This is a genomic window from uncultured Hymenobacter sp. (assembly GCF_964243305.1).
Classification (GTDB): domain Bacteria; phylum Bacteroidota; class Bacteroidia; order Cytophagales; family Hymenobacteraceae; genus Hymenobacter.
Genome location: NZ_CAXTEF010000023.1, coordinates 1 through 17,827 on the forward strand (window position 1 = coordinate 1; position 17,827 = coordinate 17,827).

The 17,827-nt window shown below is 59.6% G+C and carries 12 protein-coding genes; 3 read left to right on the top strand and 9 right to left on the bottom strand.

Going from position 1 to position 17,827, the window contains the following annotated elements:
* On the top strand, window positions 1–1,859 hold a 1,859-nt coding region (locus ACFE70_RS13355), incomplete at its 5' end, for a peptidylprolyl isomerase (protein ID WP_375418255.1).
* 148 nt (window positions 1,860–2,007) lie between these two features.
* On the opposite strand, the gene ACFE70_RS13360 is transcribed toward ACFE70_RS13355, so the two are convergent.
* Window positions 2,008–2,466, bottom strand: coding sequence for a cupin domain-containing protein (locus ACFE70_RS13360; protein WP_375418256.1), 459 nt, complete (start codon window positions 2,464–2,466; stop codon window positions 2,008–2,010).
* A gap of 145 nt (window positions 2,467–2,611) precedes the next feature.
* Here ACFE70_RS13360 and ACFE70_RS13365 point away from each other — a divergent pair, with 145 nt between their 5' ends.
* Both ACFE70_RS13365 and cysK read left to right on the top strand, forming a co-directional pair.
* The gene (locus tag ACFE70_RS13365; RefSeq protein ID WP_375418257.1) at window positions 2,612–3,475 is read left to right on the top strand and encodes a serine acetyltransferase; all 864 of its coding nucleotides are present in this window, start codon (window positions 2,612–2,614) and stop codon (window positions 3,473–3,475) included.
* Between the two features lie 180 nt (window positions 3,476–3,655).
* Entirely contained in the window at window positions 3,656–4,579 is a 924-nt protein-coding gene (gene cysK, locus ACFE70_RS13370) for a cysteine synthase A (RefSeq protein WP_375418258.1), read from the top strand.
* A 94-nt stretch (window positions 4,580–4,673) separates the two neighbouring features.
* Here the strand turns inward: cysK and ACFE70_RS13375 are convergent, their stop codons facing one another.
* The 8 genes from ACFE70_RS13375 to ACFE70_RS13410 form a co-directional block, all read right to left on the bottom strand.
* Window positions 4,674–5,300: a hypothetical protein gene (locus tag ACFE70_RS13375; protein ID WP_375418259.1), complete on the bottom strand. Its 627-nt coding sequence runs from the start codon at window positions 5,298–5,300 to the stop codon at window positions 4,674–4,676.
* A gap of 38 nt (window positions 5,301–5,338) precedes the next feature.
* The gene (locus tag ACFE70_RS13380) at window positions 5,339–6,862 is read right to left on the bottom strand and encodes a SusD/RagB family nutrient-binding outer membrane lipoprotein (RefSeq protein WP_375418260.1); all 1,524 of its coding nucleotides are present in this window, start codon (window positions 6,860–6,862) and stop codon (window positions 5,339–5,341) included.
* Window positions 6,863–6,884: 22 nt separating this feature from the next.
* A complete protein-coding gene (locus ACFE70_RS13385) occupies window positions 6,885–10,049 on the bottom strand; it encodes a SusC/RagA family TonB-linked outer membrane protein (protein ID WP_375418261.1) in 3,165 nt (1,054 codons plus the stop codon).
* A 393-nt stretch (window positions 10,050–10,442) separates the two neighbouring features.
* Window positions 10,443–11,771, bottom strand: a complete 1,329-nt coding sequence (gene xylA, locus ACFE70_RS13390) for a xylose isomerase (RefSeq protein WP_375418262.1) — start codon at window positions 11,769–11,771, stop codon at window positions 10,443–10,445.
* A 26-nt stretch (window positions 11,772–11,797) separates the two neighbouring features.
* The gene (locus ACFE70_RS13395; protein ID WP_375418263.1) at window positions 11,798–13,312 is read right to left on the bottom strand and encodes a xylulokinase; all 1,515 of its coding nucleotides are present in this window, start codon (window positions 13,310–13,312) and stop codon (window positions 11,798–11,800) included.
* Between the two features lie 248 nt (window positions 13,313–13,560).
* Complete coding sequence (locus tag ACFE70_RS13400) at window positions 13,561–15,123, bottom strand: glycoside hydrolase family 28 protein (RefSeq protein WP_375418264.1); 1,563 nt, start codon at window positions 15,121–15,123, stop codon at window positions 13,561–13,563.
* 145 nt (window positions 15,124–15,268) lie between these two features.
* Window positions 15,269–16,471, bottom strand: a complete 1,203-nt coding sequence (locus tag ACFE70_RS13405; protein WP_375418265.1) for an AGE family epimerase/isomerase — start codon at window positions 16,469–16,471, stop codon at window positions 15,269–15,271.
* 148 nt (window positions 16,472–16,619) lie between these two features.
* Window positions 16,620–17,819 (bottom strand): glycosidase, encoded by a 1,200-nt coding sequence (locus tag ACFE70_RS13410; RefSeq protein WP_375418266.1) that lies wholly within the window; start codon window positions 17,817–17,819, stop codon window positions 16,620–16,622.
* Window positions 17,820–17,827: the final 8 nt, after the last annotated feature.

Below are 17,827 nucleotides of genomic sequence, written 5' to 3' on the forward strand. Positions count from 1 at the left end.
TGCGCCAGATTTATACGGCCCAGGACGAGCGCAACACCGCCGCGCTGCTGCCCTTTCTGACCAACCAAAGCGCCACCTACCGCCGCGAGGCCGCGCAGGCGCTGGCCTCGGTGCAGGACAAAAAGGCCGTGCCCGCCCTGGCGCCGCTGCTTAAGGATGCCGCCGCGCCCGTGCGCCGCGCCGCCGCCTACGCCTTGGGGCAAACCGGCGACAGCACCGCTGTGAACTACCTGCTGCTGCAATTGCTTTCCGAGCCCGACTTTGGCGCCCGCCGCGCCGCCCATGAGGCCCTGGGCCGCTGCGTGAGCCGGCGGATGCTGCCGCTGCTCTGGCGCACCACCGCCACGCCCGACACCGTGCTGAGCGCAGGCCTGGCCTGGGGGCTGGCCCGCGCCGCGCTGCGCGGGCTGGTGTCGGAAGAGAGCATGGCCCAGGCGGCCTCCGTGCTGGAGCGGCCCGGCCTGCCGGCCGACACCCGGCTGGGCGCCGCCACGGCCCTGGCCCGCTCGCGCGGCCTCGACTCGGCCCTGGCCAAAGTGGCGGGCCCGGTGCTGCTGCGCACGGCCCACGAGGACCCCGACTACGCCGTGCGCACGGCCTGCGCCGTTACGCTCGGCCGCCTCAGCAACCGGACGGCCGTCGTCAACGAGCTGCGGCACCTGGCCTCGAATGACCCGGATTTTCGGGTGCGGATTGCGGCGCTGCGCAGCCTGCCCGGCGCGCCGTTCGGGCCGGGCGCCAACTTCGCCCACGCCGCGCTGCGCCGCCAGAGCGGGCAGGAGGCATTGTCGGGGGCCGAGTGGTTTCTGAAAAATGGCGCCGGCCAGAGCGCCGCCATCCTCGAAGAAGTGCCCTACGCCGAGCACTGGCGCGCCCGCGCCGTGCTGCTGGCCGCGGCCCTGCGCCACGCGCCGCCGACGGGCCGGGCGGGCTTGCGCAACATCATTGAAGAGCATTACGCCAACGCCAAATCGGACTATGAGTGCGGGCAATTGCTGCAAACTTTGAGCGAAGACGCCGGCGCATTCGACTTTATTCTGAAGCAAACCTTCGCCGCGCGCCCGCGCCCGGTGGTGGGCGGCTACGGCCTGGCGGCGCTGGTGGCCGCGCGCGGGCAAGCGGATTTTTCCGCCGCCCGCCAGCCCGCGTTTGAGGCGGCGCTGCGCCAGGCGCTGGCCGGCGGCGACGTGCAGCAGCTCAGCACCGCCGCCGAGGCCTTTATCAATCCGAAGCTGGTGCCCACGCCCCAACCCGCCGACCTCACGGCCTTGCGCCAGGCCCGCGACGAGCTACGCCTGCCCCGCGACATCGAGGCCTGGCAGGCGTTGCAGCTCACCCTCGACAAGCTGGAAAATGCCGCCGTCCCTACCCCCCCGCCCGTGGGTAAGGCTAGCCAGCATCCCATTAGCTGGGCCGTGGTGCAGAGCATCACCCAAAACCAGCGCGTACGACTGCGCACCACGCAGGGCGACATTATCCTGCAACTCAAGGTGGAGGATGCGCCCGGCGCCACGGCCAGCTTCGTGAGCTTGCTGCGCCAGAAGTTTTACGATGGCCTGTATTTTCACCGCGTCGTGCCCGGCTTCGTGGCCCAGGGTGGCGACCCGCGCGGCGACGGGGCCGGCTCGGCGCCCTACACGCTGCGCTCGGAGCTGCCTGAGCTACGCTACGGCGAGGGCGCCGTGGGCCTGGCCTCGGCCGGCAAGGACACGGAGAGTTGCCAGTTTTTCATCACCCACAACCCTACCCCCCACCTCGATGGCCGCTACCCGATTTTTGCGCAAGTCGTGCAGGGCATTAGCGTGGTGCAGAAGCTGGAGGTCGGCGACAGGATGCTGAAAGTGGAGCTGGTGAAATGAGTTAAGAGTGAAAAAGGCGGTCCTGCTGAGCCTAAGCGAAGCATCTGGCGTGGGGAAGTAATCAACGGTTGATGACGATTGAATCACTTTCCCACGCCAGATGCTTCGCTTAGGCCCAGCAGGACGTTCTTTTCTTCTCTTAACTTACCTACTCTTCCCGGCCGTGCACCTGGGCCGGTGGGCTGGTGGCCTCCACAGCCGAGAAGCTTTCCAGAATATTGTAGGTGTGCGACGAGTCTTTGGGCACGACCCAGGAGTTGCCCTGCTCCAGGATAACTACCTGGCCTTCAATGTGCAGCTCGGCCCGGCCGCTGAGCACGAAACCCACGGTTTCGTAGGGGCGGGCAGCGGGCGCCTTGGGCTCGCCGGGCTGCTCATTTTCCCAGAGACGCATGGAAACGTGCTTGCCCGAGGCCAGGTACTTTTCGCCGTCGTGCCCTTTGGGCGAGTGGCGCGAATCAACTTTGGTGACGGTGGTGTCCGACATGGTGAATTGGTGAACTAGTGAGATGGTGAGGTGAGCAGGGGGTAGGCAGCTGGCCGCTGCCCGGCTGCGGCTTAACGGTGGGGCGGCCGTGGCGGTTGTTGCCGGGGCCTTGGGCGGCAAGGGGGGGGTAGGGATTCAGCGCCGGGCCGGCTGCCGAAACCTTCCCTTGGCAGCCGGGTTTCAGCACCCGGCCCGGTTAGTAGCCGTAGCATTGTTAGTTAGCGCAGTGGCGTTAGCTTGTTAATTATCAATTGTAATGGAAATAATGGCTACTCCTGCGTATTCTTCCGGGTCCGGGTCCTGGTCCGATGCCTTCGTGCAAGAGTTGGCCCAGGCGCACGCCGGCACCGAAACGGCGCTGCCTGGTCCGGCCTTCTGCGAGCTGGCCGACCACCTGCTGGCGCTACTCTTCCCGGAGCGCGCCAGCCGTCCGCTGCGCCATCCCGATGCCATTGCCGCCACTCTGCACCAGCTCGCCGACGACCTGAGCGACTTACTGGCCCAGGTGCCCGCCCTGCCCGCGCTGCCCGCCACGCTGGCTGCCGAGCTGCTGCGCCACTTGCCCGAGCTGCGCCACAACCTGCTGCTCGACGCCCAAGCAATTCTGGCCGCTGACCCCGCCGCGCAGGGCTTGGCTGAAGTCGTGAGCACCTACCCCGGCTTCTATGCCACGGCCCTGCACCGGCTGGCCCACGCCCTGCACCGCCGCGGCGTGCCGCGCCTGCCGCGCCTGCTGAGCGAATATGCCCACCAGCGTACGGGTATCGACATTCATCCGGGCGCGAAAATCGGGGCCGCTTTCTGCATCGACCACGGCACGGGCCTGGTCATCGGCGAGACGGCTGAAATCGGGCAGCACGTCCAGATTTTTCAGGGCGTCACGCTCGGGGCGCTCAGCGTGGCCAAGCACCTGCAAGGCCTCAAGCGCCACCCCACCATCGAGGATTACGTGGTGATTTACGCCGGCGCCACAATTTTGGGCGGCAGCACGGTGGTGGGCACCCGCAGCATCATCGGCGGCAACGTCTGGCTCACCGAGAGCGTGCCCTCGCACTCGCGGGTGTACCACAAGGCCCAGATTCACGTAACGCGCAGCGCCGACGAGGCCGAATGGACGTTTTCGATTTAATTATTTTTGCCAAGTGTCAAGTGGTAATAGAAAGGCGGTCATGCTGAGCCCAAGCGAAGCATCTCGCTCGCGGTACTAATCAGCTTCGGCAACGATTAGAGTACTTCCCCACGCCAGATGCTTCGCTCAGGCTCAGCAGGACCGCCTTTTTTAACTCATAACTCTCTAACCCCAACCCCCATGCTCGCCAATTCCATCCTCGACGTCATCGGCAACACGCCGCTGCTGCGCCTCAACCGCCTCTTTGCTGCCCAGCGCCCCGACGTGGAAGTCTGGGTGAAGCTGGAGCGCCAGAACCCCGGCGGCTCCATCAAGGACCGCATCGCGCTGGCCATGATAGCGCAGGCCGAAAAAGATGGTTTGCTCACCAAGGATTCCATGATTGTGGAGCCCACGTCCGGCAACACGGGGGTAGGGCTGGCGATGGTGGCGGCCGTGAAAGGCTATCAAATCACGCTCGTCATGCCCGAAAGCATGAGCATCGAGCGCCGCCGCCTCATGGCTGCCTACGGCGCCCACCTGGAGCTGACGCCCCGCGAGAAAGGCATGAAGGGCGCCATCGAAAAGGCTCAGGAAATCGTGGCCAACACGCCCGGCGCCTGGCTGCCCATGCAGTTCAGCAACCCCGCCAACATCCGCATCCACGCCGAAACCACCGCTCAGGAGATTTTACGGGATGCTCCTCAGGGCTTTGATTTTCATATCACGGGGGTAGGAACCGGCGGCCACATCACGGCCGTGACGGAAATCATGAAGCCGCTCTTCCCCGCTATGCAGACCTTCGCCGTCGAGCCGGAGCTGTCGCCCGTGCTCAGCGGCGGCGCGCCCGGTCCGCACCCGCTGCAAGGCATCGGCGCCGGCTTCATCCCCGACAACCTGCACCGCGAGGTGCTCGACGGCGTCATCCAAGTCAGCCGCGATGCGGCCTACGACTACACCCGCCGCGCCGCCCGCGAGGAAGGCATCCTGATGGGCGTCTCCTCGGGTGCCTCGCTGGCCGCCGTGGCCCAGAAGCTGCCCGACGTGCCCCAGGGCGGCCGGGTGCTCACCTTCTGCTACGACACGGGCGAGCGATATTTGTCGGTGGAAGGGTTGTTTGTGTAGTAGGAGGGTAGGGAATAATAAAAAAGCCCCGGCCATAGCGGCCGGGGCTTTTTCATGAGACTAAAATGAATATGACAGTGGTTGAGGCCACTGCTTATTCTGTTACTCTTACTCTAACCTCCATAGGAATAATCTGGCTGCCGTCGCTTAGAGTCAGCAAAAAGAAGTAACGTAATTGATTCGGGTTTTGCGGGCTGAAAGTGCTATTAGGAAGTACAACAGCAGCGTTACCCGCGTTCACAGCTTGAGCAACGTCGTTAGCTGGTTTCAGAGCACCCACCCGTGTGCGGTAAGCTCTATATTCTTTTAAGCTGGATGTAAACGAAATGGTATTGGTGTTGTTGCCAGCAATTGAGGTTGTCGCGCCGGTACCGTTGTAGTTATAGGCTTGCTCGGCTGAGCCCGTTTGCAATAGCTCCAACCCCCTGACCCCGGTTTGCACCCTAGTGATTTCGCGGATGATGCCCTTGTCAGCTGGAATTTGGAATGTAATAGTAAAAGGACTGTCCGATGTGATTGCGTCAGCAGGAAGCTTTGGGGCACCTTTTGCTACTACAATTGGGACGCGCTCAAAGAACTCTTGATTGGTTACAGTTACCGGAATGTCGGCCTTGCTATCCTGTAAAGGACCGATAGAATCAGGACCGTAATCCTTCTCACATGCGCCCAAGCTTAACAACAGAGCTGCCAGCATGAAGAGGTGGGTGATTTGCTTTTTCATAATGTTGAAAGACGATGAAAGTGGACCAGCCTAAGCAATTACTTGCGGGTATCCCACCATACAGGTACTGCAACGCTAGGCAACGTTGCGGGCGCCTGGGAGGTATTGGAAGTGATTTCCGAGTTCGGATAGAATAGCCGACGAGGAATCTTATTTAGTGCCTCCGGATTAGGAAGCTGTACTATCTCTAATTGCGGATAGCCCGTTCGACGGTAATCATTGTAGGGCTCGTAACCGTTGCCGCACCAAGCAATCCATTTCTGAGTAATGATACGATTCACTCTCTGCTCATTAGAGCCTGATAAGGTAAGATATGCCTTGTTAGCGGCAAAGTAAGCTGCGATGTCTGTCGGGCTTACCCCAACTTTCGTCATGGACGCCCGGATGCCCTCCTCGAACAGTTCCTGCGCATCTCCGGCAGTACCTAGAGTTATAGCCGACTCGGCTAGGATAAAAGCACGTTGAAAATTAGTCAGCAATTGCACCGGTGCCTCGCCGGATTCCCCAACCTGATAAACACCAAAGCGTGAGCGATTAGCTAGAATCGGCACAGCCTGAGTACCAGCATTATCATAACCAGTAAATTCGCCGAAAGGAGTCGTAACGGAAGCCGGATTTTTAGCGGAAGTAGTCCAGAAGAATGGTAAACGAGGGTCATCTGGCTTCGGAGCCCGCAGCGAATCCAGAAAGCGACGACTCAACATCTGGTCATTGGGCCGGTTCAGTATATTGAAGGCGTAACTTGGATTCTGATTGCCAATTGTGGTACCAAAAGCCACGGTGCCATCTTCAGCGTTGGTCGTAATGACGGCGTCCGCGCCCTTGGCAAGTACTTCTTTGATAACAGTAGTTGCCAAATCCGGATTTTTACGGCTAATAGTATTAGCTAACTTCAAGAGCAGTGTGTTACCAAATTTATTCCAGTTGTTCTGGTCACCGCCGTAGATAATGTCATCTGCACCTGGCACCGATACGTTGGTGGGATTATTAATGTCAGCTAGTCCGCTGCGCACTAAGTCAAACAGACTCTCAATTTCGAGGTCCTTGTTGCCTTGGTATATATCTTGTTGCGCATCGAAGCGTGGCTTCAGATTTGCATTGCCCAAACTGGCCTGTGAATAGGGTACATCGCCCCACAAGTCAGTGGCTAGGGCGAAATTATAAGCCCGCAACAGCTTACCGATGCCCGCATAGAAAGGGTTAGTGGCCTGGGACTGGTCGATGAGCAGTCGGGTATTGATAAGTGAGCCACCGTACAACTCCCCGTTCCACTGGTTGTCAAAGGAGCCACGCAGGCTGTAGCCATCATAAGTGGCAGCTTGGTTTGCAATACCTGCTGCGTGTTGTATCAGCAGCGACGAGACACGGTTTAGATCATTGCCCACGGCGAAGCCAGTTGTGGCCTCAATTCCGGTTAGCAGCACGGCTGGCGTCACCGCAGCCGGCCGGTTCGGGTTCTGATTAACGTCTAGAAATTCTTTTTCGCAGCTGCTGGCCCCCACTATTAGGATAGCAGCCAGACCCAAACGAGCTAGAAAAGAGTTCTTGATAAGGACTTTCATTTATATAAAATGACTAGGTGAGTTAAAGCGAAAAACGAAGTGTAGCACCGTAGGTGCGGGTGTTTGGTGGCCCTTGTATGTCAAGGCCGCGGATATTGCCCGCACCTTGCGTATTCAACTCCGGGTCGAAGCCGGTGTTAGGCGCGTAATAAAACAGGTTGCGAGCTACAAATTGCACAGAGATGCCACCGAAAGGCAGTTTATTCAACAGCGATTTGGAGAAAGAGTAGCCTAATGACAACTCCCGTAGGCGGTAGGCAGTTGCATCATACACGTTTAAGTCGCTTTGTAAGCCAAACGACTGCCAGTACGCCTGCGCCGGTACCTGAATATTGTTGGGGCGGGTAGAGGTGATATTACCATCGCCGTCGCGCGCAGTCACGATAACGCCGGGAATGACACGGGGAGCCTCTCGGTCGACGCCGGTCTCGGATAAAGCGCCCCGTGAGCGGTAGAACCCTTCAGTAAACGATACAATATCGCCTCCCACTACGGCGTCTACTAATGCGGAGAGTGTGATACCCCGGTAGTTAATTGTGTTGGTGAGGCCACCCTGCCACTTGCGGTTCGGGTCCGCAATAACTTGGTCTGGGTTTTCCGGCAAAAACAAACCGCTGGTCGGGTCAATTAGGTATTTGCCCGTGGCAGGGTCGCGGGGTTTGGCATTACCCACGATGACGCCGTAGGGCTGACCCACCACGATGGAAGGAGCAGTACCAATAAAGCTGTCACCGTCAACCGAGGATTGGGTGACGCCCTCAGTAATTTCTTTGACTTCGTTGCGGTTCAGTGAATAGTTGGCCGATACGTCCCACCGAAAGTTCTCTGTGCGGATAGGCGTAATGTTTACCAATGCCTCAAAGCCTTTGTTATCTAATCGACCCACGTTAGCAAATCGGGCCCCGTAGCCGGAGCTGTTCGGTACCGTCACCTCAAAAATCTGGTCAGTACTAATAGTCTGATAAGCTGTGAGGTCGAAGACAATGCGGTTCTGAAAAAATCCCAGGTTTAGCCCCGCTTCATACGACTTCGTAAATTCTGGCGTCAGGGCCGTGCCACCTCCCAGAGTGCCTTGAATGCCAAATCCGGCAGCTCCGTTGAAAGGAAAAGAGAGGCCGGCCACATTGTTACCTTGGTCAATGACTGAGTAAGCAGTCTCAATATTATAAGGATCTGCGTCGCGACCGACTTGTGAGGCGTTAGCCCGAATTTTACCGTATGTGAAAATGTCATTCGATAGTTTAAAAGCATCGCTGAACACGAAGCCTATCGTAGCAGCTGGGTAGAAGAACGTGTTATTGCTCAATGACAACGTAGAGGTTTTGTCGAGGCGGCCCGTCAGTTCCAAGAACAGATAATTGTTGTAGGCCAAGCTCAACTGGGAGTAGTATCCGAGTAAGCGACGGGTATTGCTGAACTCGCCAGTACCATTGCTGAATACGGTTCCATTGGCAGCATTAAAAAAGCCTGGCAGCGTCAGGTCATCAGCTTGCGAAGTCAGGCGCTGAAACTTACGGTTATTGATATTCTGCCCCAGCAACAGATTAGCATTAAAGCCCTCTAGAAATATGTTGTCCTTCTTTAGGTTAATGAGCAGATCACCATTCAACTCGCTTCGGAACAGCGACTGATCGAACACCTGTCCTGACGTCTGGCGAGCCGCTCCGAGGGCCAGTACCTGCTTGCGACGGTCAGTATAGGTGTCGTAGCCCAGCCGATACTGTACACTTAGCCAGGGCCGAATGTCATAACCCACATTGGCCACATTTATGAAACGGGTCAGGTCAGACGTATTGGTATTGTTGCGGGCGTTCCAGCGTGGGTTATCTGAGCCAGGAAAGAATATGTTACCGCCCGTAGCAGTTTCAAAGGGCTGGTTGGCGAAGTCAAAACTGCGTGGTATATTGATAATCTGGCCGAAGGCGCTGTTACCGTTGCCAACCTGAGGACCACCTGAAGCAGTTTGAACAAAATTGACGGAGCCGCCCACGCGCAGCTTGTTTTCTAATTGCGTGTTGGCCGCCAGTTGCACACTGGTCCGGTTCAGTGAAGAGTTATCTGTAATACCCCGCTGATTGGCGTTGTTGACGTTGAGCGCAACGTTCTTGGTAGCATCACCATTTGAGATATTTACTCCGTTAGTGATGAGGCGGCCAAGACGGTAAAAGCTGTTGATGTTGTCCGGATACGCCTGATAGGGCAGTGTTGAGTTATCCGTTAGCAGCAAGCCGTTCTGTGTGGTTGGCGTGGTTCCGAAGCGCGGCCCCCAGGAGTTCACGGAGCCGCTGTAAATGTCTCCGTTGCCGTCTGAGGTAATAACGGTACCGTTGGTGCCCTGACCATAGTCATTCTGAAACTTGGGCAGACCATATACCTGCTGCAGATTGAAGCCCGAGGTGACATTGACCTCCAGCTTCTTATTGCGCGAACCCCGACTGCCTTTGGTCGTGATAATAATAGCTCCGGAAGCGGCCCGTGAGCCGTACAAGGCTGCTGCGGTCGGACCTTTCAGAATGTTAATGCTCTCCACGTTCTCAGGGTCAATGTCTAAGCCTCGGTTCGCGGTCTGCGCACCACCCAAAGTACCAAGTGAACCACCACTGGTAGCATCTAGATTGTTGCTGATGGGAATACCGTCTACCACGAACAGGGGCTGGTTGCTCTGAGTAAAGGAAGTAATACCGCGCAGCAAGATGTTGGTCGAGGCACCTGCCAAGCCACTGGAGCCGGTGACTGACAAACCAGCCACCTTACCCTGCAGTGATTCCAGCACATTGGGCGTACCCTTTTGCGAGATTTCCGCAGCCTTTACTTCTTGAGTTGCATAGCCAAGTGTGCGTACATCCCGCTCAATGCCCAAAGCCGTTACAACTACCTCGTTCAACTGCTTGGTGTCAGTAACCAGAGCAATGGTCATCGGGCCATCGGTAATAGGCTGCTCAACTGATGTGTAGCCTACCGAACTGATACGCAGCGTGGTAGCCGAAGTCGGGACTGACAGCGAAAATGAGCCATCGGCATTGGTAGCGCCGCCAATCTGGGTGCCTGTTACCAGCACCGTCACGCCGGGCAATCCTTCATTGGTCGCCCGGTCAGTTACTCTGCCCGAGATGGTTCGGTCCTGGGCCACTACCGTTTGCAGCAGGCCCAAAATGAGCCAAAAGCTCATTAGTACGATTCTTTTCATGCTTGATGGAAAAGGGTGAAATGGAAATTTTTTGTTAAAAATACCTTGCGAGCAACGAAACTCAAAAAAATCAAGTCTTTTCTTGATAAGTAATTTATAAAAAATCTTTAATAATTAAATGTTTTGTTTAGCACCAAAATCGGCCTTATAAAAAGTGGTTGTGCTACCCAAATGGGCAGCTTTTCAAGATTATATTCTACAGTAGCATCATGACCATTACTATGGGCCTGGAAGCCTGCTTTTTGTAAATATTTTTTGTTCAGCGCAGTTTTAGTCGGTTTTGAATAGCTTAAAACACCAAGATGCCTGGCCAACTGCTCGACCAGGCATCTCGTTTTGTTGTCTTATATGGGCGGCCATCGTGATTCCCTACCCCCCTCGCGCCGACTAGGCCTAAAGGAAACGGTTAAGGATGTTCTCCAGATACTCCTGCCGGCCGCTGCGCACCGCGGGCTCACCGTGCTCGATGGCGTAGGCGCGCAGCTGTTCCAGCGTCAGGCGGCCCTGGGCAAACTCCCGGCCCCTACCCCCCTCAAAAGAGGCGTAGCGCTCCTGCCGCAGCGCGCGGTAGTCTGACTTTGTTAGCACGTCGTTGGCCGCCAGCAGGGCGCGGGCAAACACGTCCATGCCGCCGATGTGGGCGTAGAACAAGTCGGCCGGGTCGGTGGAGTTGCGCCGGATTTTGGCGTCGAAGTTGATGCCGCCGGGCCCGATGCCGCCGGCTTCGAGGATGACCAGCATCGCCTCGGTCAGCTCGTAGGTATTGTTGGGAAACTGGTCGGTGTCCCAGCCGTTTTGGTAGTCGCCGCGGTTGGCATCGATGGAGCCGAGCAGGCCGGCGTCGGCGGCTACTTGCAGCTCGTGCTGGAAGGTGTGGCCGGCGAGCGTGGCGTGGTTGACTTCCAGGTTGAGCTTGAAGTCCTGCTCCAGCCCGTGCTGGCGCAGAAAGCCGATGACGGTGGCCGCGTCGTAGTCATACTGGTGCTTGGTGGGCTCCATCGGCTTGGGCTCGATAAAGAAAGTGCCGGTGAAGCCCTGCTGGCGGGCGTAGTCCTTGGCCATGTGCAGAAAGCGCGCAAAGTGCGCCTGCTCGCGCTTCATGTCGGTGTTGAGCAAGGTCATGTAGCCCTCGCGCCCGCCCCAGAACGTGTAGTTTTCGCCGCCCAGCGCGATAGTTGCGTCCAGGGCCGCTTTCACTTGCGCGGCGGCGTGGGTGAGCACGTGAAAGTCAGGGTTGGTGGCGGCGCCGTTCATGTAGCGGCGATGCGAAAACAGGTTGGCCGTGCCCCAGAGCAGCTTGATGCCGCTGGCCTGCTGCTTTTGCCGGGCGTATTCCACCATTGCTTGCAGGCGGCGCTCGTTGTCGGCCACATCGTTGGTGAAGTCCACCACGTCCACGTCGTGAAAGCAGTAGTAGCCCAGACCGAGCTTGCTCATAAACTCAAAGGCGGCGTCCATCTTGGCCCGGCCGCGAGCCAGCGGGTCGCGGTCAGCATCCCAAGGGAAAAGGTGGGTGGGCTCGCCGAAGGGGTCGGCGCCGGAGCCGTTGAACGAGTGCCAGTAGGCGCCGGCAAAGCGCAGGTGCTCGCGCAGAGTTTTGCCCGCCACCACGCGCTCGGCGTCGTAGTGGCGGAACGCCAGCGGGTTATCGGTATCGGGTCCTTCAAACTTGATTTCGGGAATGCCTTTGAAAAATTCCTGGTCGCCGGTGAGGATGGACATGAGCGGAGAGGTAGGGTGAGGTTGGGTTAGGGAAGGGGGGTAGGGAAGTCGGGCCGGGCCGCCAGCTGCACCTGAAGCTGCTGAAGCCAGCGCTGGTAGCCGTCCTCATACGTGGCCGCGTCCTGGTCGGGCTCAACCAAGCGCCGGGCCAACTGGCTGGCAAAGGCGTCGGCGGGCGCGGCGTAGGCGCCCGCGCCGATGCCCGCGCCCAGGGCGGCGCCCACGCTGCCGTCGGTTTCGTGCAGCTCCACGGCCACGCCGGTGCTGTTAACAAAGGCCTGGGTGAAGACTTCGCTCCGAAACAAGTTGGCGTGGCCGGCGCGGATGATACTTGGGTATAAACCGTTTTCGCGCAGCACGTCCAGGCCGTAGCGGAAGGCGTAGGCCACGCCCTCCTGCGCCGCCCGAAACAGGTGGACGGCCGTGTGGCGGTTCAAATCCAGGTGCTGGAAGTGGGCGCCGACCTGGCGGTTGTTCAGCATCCGCTCGGCGCCGTTGCCGAAGGGCAGGCACAGCAGGCCCGCGCTGCCGGCCGGCACGGTGGCGGCCTGCGCGTTCATCTGGGGGTAGGAAAGGCCCGCGCCGGCCACCTCACGGGTCCAGCGGTTGAGGCTGCCGGCGCCGTTGATGCACAAAAGCACGCCCAGCCGCGGCGCTTCGGGCCGGTGGTTGACGTGGGCAAAGGCATTCACGCGCGAGGCCCGGTCGGCCAGCAGCTGGTCGGTGACGGCGTAAATCACGCCCGACGTGCCGGCCGTGGCCGCCACTTCGCCCGGATGCAGCACGTTCAAAGACAGGGCGTTATTAGGCTGGTCGCCGGCCTTGTAGCTGACCGGAATGCCGGGGCGCAGGCCCAGCGTCGCGGCCACCGCCGGCCGCAGCTGGCCGTGCTCGGCAAATACGGCTTGCGTTTTAGGAAACAGCTCCCGGTCGAAGCCGAAGTAGTTGAGTACATCCCCCGACAATTCCTGCCCGGTAAAGTCCCAGAACGTGCCTTCCGACAGCGCCGAAACGCTGGTCGTGATTTCACCGGTGAGTTGCATCGCCAGGAAGTCGCCGGGCAGCATGATTTTATCAATCCGCGCGTAGGTTTCCGGCTCGTTTTCCTTCACCCAAGCCAGCTTGGCGGCCGTGAAGTTGCCCGGCGAGTTGAGCAGATGGCTCAAACAACGCGCCTCGCCGATGGCCTGAAATGCGGCCTCGCCGTAGGGCACGGCGCGGCTGTCGCACCAGATGATGCTGTCGCGCAGCACCTGTTGGTTTTTATCCACCACTACTAGCCCGTGCATCTGGTAGGCAATGCCGATGGCGCCAATAGCCTGCGGGTCGTAGCGCCCGCTCGCGTTGGCCAACTGGATGGCGGCCTGCGCGTCGGCCCACCACTGCGCGGGGCGTTGCTCGGCCCAGCCCGGCTGCCGGGCCGTGATGTCGCGCTCCTCGCCCGGCGGGTAGGTCACAGCGCACCGGCACTCGCGCGTGGCGGCGTCGAGCACAGAGACTTTAATGGAAGAAGTGCCTAAATCAATGCCGAGCAGCAGCATGGGGGTAGGAAATTAGAGCCAATTCGAGAAACTAAAACGTCATGTTGAGCGCAGGGAGGCATCTCGCGTGGTGAACTGACTCATTCGTTGTTTACCGTTGATTGCTTCCCCATCCAGGATGCTTCGCGGGGCTCAGCATGGCGTTCTGAAAAGAAAAGACGCATCGTTTTTCGAGTAGCTTTCCGGCCCAGCGAAAGTAGCCCGCGCTTCAAGATAGGCGGGGGGTAGGGAATCCGTTCGCTGCCGGCTTACCGCACGCTCACCCGTTTCACGTCCTCTTTCTTCGCATCTTCAACTACTGCTCCGCGGCCATCCTGAAGCAGGATGGGGCGGGCCTGGGCGTTGCCGGGCGCGCCGGTGCCGCGAAAGTTGCTGATGCGCAGGTTGTCGAAGCGGTTGACTTCGAGGCCGTTGGTGAGGAAAGGCGCCCGCGCGCTGCCCCAGTCCAGCTTAAAATCGTTGATGGTTAAATTCTTCACGTGCTCGGCCAGGAAGGCGGGAATGTCACGGGCAAAAATCTGGTTTTTCGCGCCGATAACGCCGCGCAAATCGACGTTGCCGCCGGCCACGTCGTTGAGCTTACTGGGCAGCACCTCGAAGGTCAGGCCGCTGAAGGTTACGTCCTCAATCACGCTTTCCGGCGTGCCGTAGAGCAGGATGCCGTTTTCGCCCCGGCAGGTGATGTTGTTGAACTTCAAGTTCTTGATGCGGCCTAGCTTCACGTTCTCCTTGCCGCGGATGGCCGAGATGTGGATGGGCTCGCCGTTGCCCCACCAGTCGCCGGTGCGCAGGTGCGTTTCGATGGTGATGTTGTCGAAGGTCATGTCTTCGAGCGAGCCTTCGTCGCGCAGAAAGATGCCGATGCCGCGCGTCGAGTTGGTGATGTTTACGTTGCTCACGTGCACGTTGCGCACCGTGTTCTGGTCCAGAAACCCGATGCGGATGCCGCTGGAATAGGATTGCAGGTTGCAGTTCGTGACGTTGATATTTTCCGAAATGTGGCGCTGCCCGCTGAAGCCGGGAATTTCGAAATGGTGGTCGTAGCCGGTGATGGCGATGGCGTCGTCGCCGGCGCGGATGTCGCAATTGGCGATGGTCACGTTCGAGCTGCTGGTCACGTCGATGCCATCGGCGTTGGGCGCCAGCAGCGACGACCAGAGCCGGATACCAGTCACGTTCACCGCGTCGCAATCAGAGAAATGCAGCGTCCAGAACGGCGAGCGCAGCAGCGAAATATCGCGCAGCTGCACGTTTTTGCACCCGGCGAAAATCACCATCTGCCGGGGCCGGGGCTCCCTGGGCTCCCAGGGACCGTCGCCGATGCCGCTGGCTACGCGGCGGTAGTTGTTTTTCTGGCGGGTGTAGCGGGTGGTCACCGTGTCGATTTTCTTGGCTCGCGTCGGGTCAAAATACGCCGGGTCGTTGCCGTCGATGGTGCCCAGGCCGGTGAGGGCCACGTTTTCGGCCTTTTCGGTGTAGAGAATGCCGTAGTGGTTGGTGCCGTATTCGGGGTATTTGGGCAGGGTGTAGGCCCGGTAGTCGTTGATGTTGGGGCTGCCCAGCAGCACGGCGCCGGTTTCCAGGTGCAGGTTCACGTTGCTTTTCAGCGAAATCGTGCCCGTGAGGTAGGTGCCGGTCGGCACGTCCACGGTGCCGCCGCCAGCGCGGTGGCAGGCGTCGATGGCCTTTTGGATGGCCGTGGTGCTGAGCGTTTTGCCGTCGGCCACGGCGCCGTAGGTTTTAATGGAATACGTCTGGGCCGTAGCCGCCGAAGCGGTCAGCGTGAGGCAGAGGAGCAGGGTTTGGCGCATAGGAGGGGGGTAGGGAATCAGTCAGGTTGAGCTTTCTGTCCCAACCATCTGTCATGCTGAGCCTGCGAAGCATCTTATCACCGGAGAACGAAGCCTGAACAGTTGATTGCTGCGTCGTTCCTCGGTGATAGGATGCTTCGCAGGCTCAGCATGACGGGTGGGAGAGCGTGGCAGAGAGACGGCGCATGACTTCCAGGCAGGCGCGGCCGTTGTGGTAGGGGCATTTCCAGAAGCCAGCCTTGTCCTCGCCGGCCATCAGTTGGGCATTATCAGCCTGCACGCCCCAGTACCATTCGCCGCGCTTGTGGTCGATGATGTGGCGCTGGGTGAACTCCCAAACGCTCAGAAAAGCGTCGTAGAAAAACTGCTCGCCGCTGATTTCAAACGCGTTGAGGAAGCCCACCATCGCCTCGGCCTGCACCCACCAGTGGCGCTCGCGGTTCCAGTGATTACGAGCGGGCTCGTACTCATAATTGAGGCCGCCAGCGTCATCAAGGCCTTCGGCGGCGGCCTGCGCCATTTGCACGGCGCGCGCCCGGAATTGCGCTATCAGGTGTTCGTCGCTGAGCACTTCGGCGGCTTCGAGCAGCAGCCAGGCGGCTTCGATGTCGTGGCCGAAGGAGATATCCGTGGATTTAGCGGTCCAGTTCTCGTCGAAGAACAGAATCAGGTGCTGGGTTTGCGGGTCGATAATGTGGTCGGCAAACACGGTCAGCAGGCCTTGCAGCTGCTTTTTGAGCGAAGCGTCGGGCCACACGCGGTACAGGTTGGCGTAGGCTTCGAGAATGTGCAGATGCGTGTTCATCGTCTTTTTCTCGTTGGCGTCCTTGGCGCTCAGGCGCAGGTCGGCCAGCGGGGTCCAGTCCTGGGCCAGCGCTTCGAGGTAGCCGCCGTGGGTGGCGTCGAAGCTGTGCGCTTCGATAGCCCGAAACAGCGCCTGCGCCGTGGTCAGGGCACTTTCTTCGCCCGTTGCGCGGTAGAATTCAGCCAGACCGTAGATAGCAAACGCCAGCGCGTAAATCTGCTTTTTGGTGTCCAGCGGCTGGCCTTGATAATCAACCGACCAGAATACGCCGCCGTAGTTCGGGTCGATAAAATGCCGGGTCAAATACTCGAACGCCACGCGAGCCTGCGCCAGATATTCCGGCCGGGCCTCGTGGTTGTAAGCGGCCGAGAACGTCCAGAGGATGCGCGCGTTCAGCACCGCGCCCTTCGGCGCGTGCTCGTCGGCGTGGTTGTCGTTATCGACTTTACCCAGGAAGCCGCCATATTTTTTGTCGGGCACGTGAGTGCGCCAGTAGGTCAGAATGTGGTTCAGCTCGCGCTGAAACTCGTCAGTCAACTTCATAGCAAATGAGGGCCTAACGCGAAACTTCGTTTCGCCGCAAGCAGCTGGCGCCAGGGGAGGGGGTAGGGAAAAGGGAGCAGCCGCGGCGGGCGCCCCCGCGAGAAACTCGCGGCGCTCGTCGCGAAATGAAATTTCGCGTTACAGGTGCTCAGGCCAGACTGGGCACGGGCACGGTTTCGCGCTGCTTGTTGCGGTCAATCAGTTGGCAGATACTGGCCACCGAGGCGCGGGAGCCCATGCCGTCGGCCGGCGACTGCGTGACGTAATCCAGGAGCTGGTCGAGCGTCGAGGTAGCCACGTGCATCCGCGTGTCGGACGAGGCGTAGTAGATGAACACGCGGCCATCGTCGTCGGCAATCCAGCCGTTGCTGAACACCACATTCGACACGTCACCGGTGCGCTCGGCACCTTCCGGGGCGATGAAGTAGCCAGCCGGCTTGTGGGTGATACGGGTCAACTCGTGCAAGTCGGTCAGGAACAGATAGAGCACGTAGCGCAGGCCGGCGGCGGTGTTGCGCACGCCGTGGGCCAAGTGCAGCCAGCCTTTGTCGGTTTTGATGGGCGCCGGACCGAGGCCATTTTTGGTCTCATAGACCGTGTGGTAGGCTTTTTTATCGACCAAAACTTCCTCCGTTATCACGGCGTGCTCCACGGATTCGGACAGGCCGAAGCCGATGCCGCCGCCGCTGCCGGCGTCGATGAAGCCGTCCTGCGGGCGGGTGTAGAAGGCATACTTGCCCCCGACGAACTCCGGGTGCAGCACCACGTTGCGCTGCTGGGCCGAGTTGGTTTTCAGGTCGGCCAAGCGTTCCCAGGTTTTGAGGTCTTTGGTGCGAGCGATGCCGCAGCGGGCTAGCGCGGCCGACTGGTCGGCTTCGGCGGCCGAGTGGTCGCGGCGCTCGGTGCAGAAGGTGCCGTAAATCCAGCCGTCTTCGTGGGCCGTCAGACGCATGTCGTAGACGTTGGTGTCGGGTTCGGCGGTTTCGGGCAGCACGATGGGGTAGTCCCAGAAACGGAAGTTGTCGAGGCCATTTTCGCTTTCGGCCACGGCGAAAAACGACTTGCGGTCGGCGCCTTCCACGCGGGCCACGAGCACGTATTTACCCTGCCACTTCATCGCGCCGGCGTTAAACACCGCGTTGATGCCGATGCGCTCCATCAGGTACGGGTTGGTCTGGGCGTCAAGGTCGTAGCGCCATTCCAGGGGCGTGTGGGCGGCCGTGAGGATGGGCCGCTCGTAGCGGTCGTAGATGCCATTGCCCGGCTCGCACTGCGCGTTGGGCGCGGCGAGCAAGGCTTCGTGACGGGCCTGAAGTTCCTGAAGACGATAAGCGAAAGAGGTTTTCATTGCGCTGA

Bases quoted from the DNA above. Each gene is read 5' to 3' on its own strand.
- ACFE70_RS13365 (WP_375418257.1), top strand. From the start codon at position 2,612: ATGGCTACTCCTGCGTATTCTTCCGGGTCCGGGTCCTGGTCCGATGCC.
- cysK (WP_375418258.1), top strand. From the start codon at position 3,656: ATGCTCGCCAATTCCATCCTCGACGTCATCGGCAACACGCCGCTGCTG.
- ACFE70_RS13375 (WP_375418259.1), bottom strand. From the start codon at position 5,300: ATGAAAAAGCAAATCACCCACCTCTTCATGCTGGCAGCTCTGTTGTTA.
- ACFE70_RS13380 (WP_375418260.1), bottom strand. From the start codon at position 6,862: ATGAAAGTCCTTATCAAGAACTCTTTTCTAGCTCGTTTGGGTCTGGCT.
- ACFE70_RS13385 (WP_375418261.1), bottom strand. From the start codon at position 10,049: ATGAAAAGAATCGTACTAATGAGCTTTTGGCTCATTTTGGGCCTGCTG.
- xylA (WP_375418262.1), bottom strand. From the start codon at position 11,771: ATGTCCATCCTCACCGGCGACCAGGAATTTTTCAAAGGCATTCCCGAA.
- ACFE70_RS13395 (WP_375418263.1), bottom strand. From the start codon at position 13,312: ATGCTGCTGCTCGGCATTGATTTAGGCACTTCTTCCATTAAAGTCTCT.
- ACFE70_RS13400 (WP_375418264.1), bottom strand. From the start codon at position 15,123: ATGCGCCAAACCCTGCTCCTCTGCCTCACGCTGACCGCTTCGGCGGCT.
- ACFE70_RS13405 (WP_375418265.1), bottom strand. From the start codon at position 16,471: ATGAAGTTGACTGACGAGTTTCAGCGCGAGCTGAACCACATTCTGACC.
- ACFE70_RS13410 (WP_375418266.1), bottom strand. From the start codon at position 17,819: ATGAAAACCTCTTTCGCTTATCGTCTTCAGGAACTTCAGGCCCGTCAC.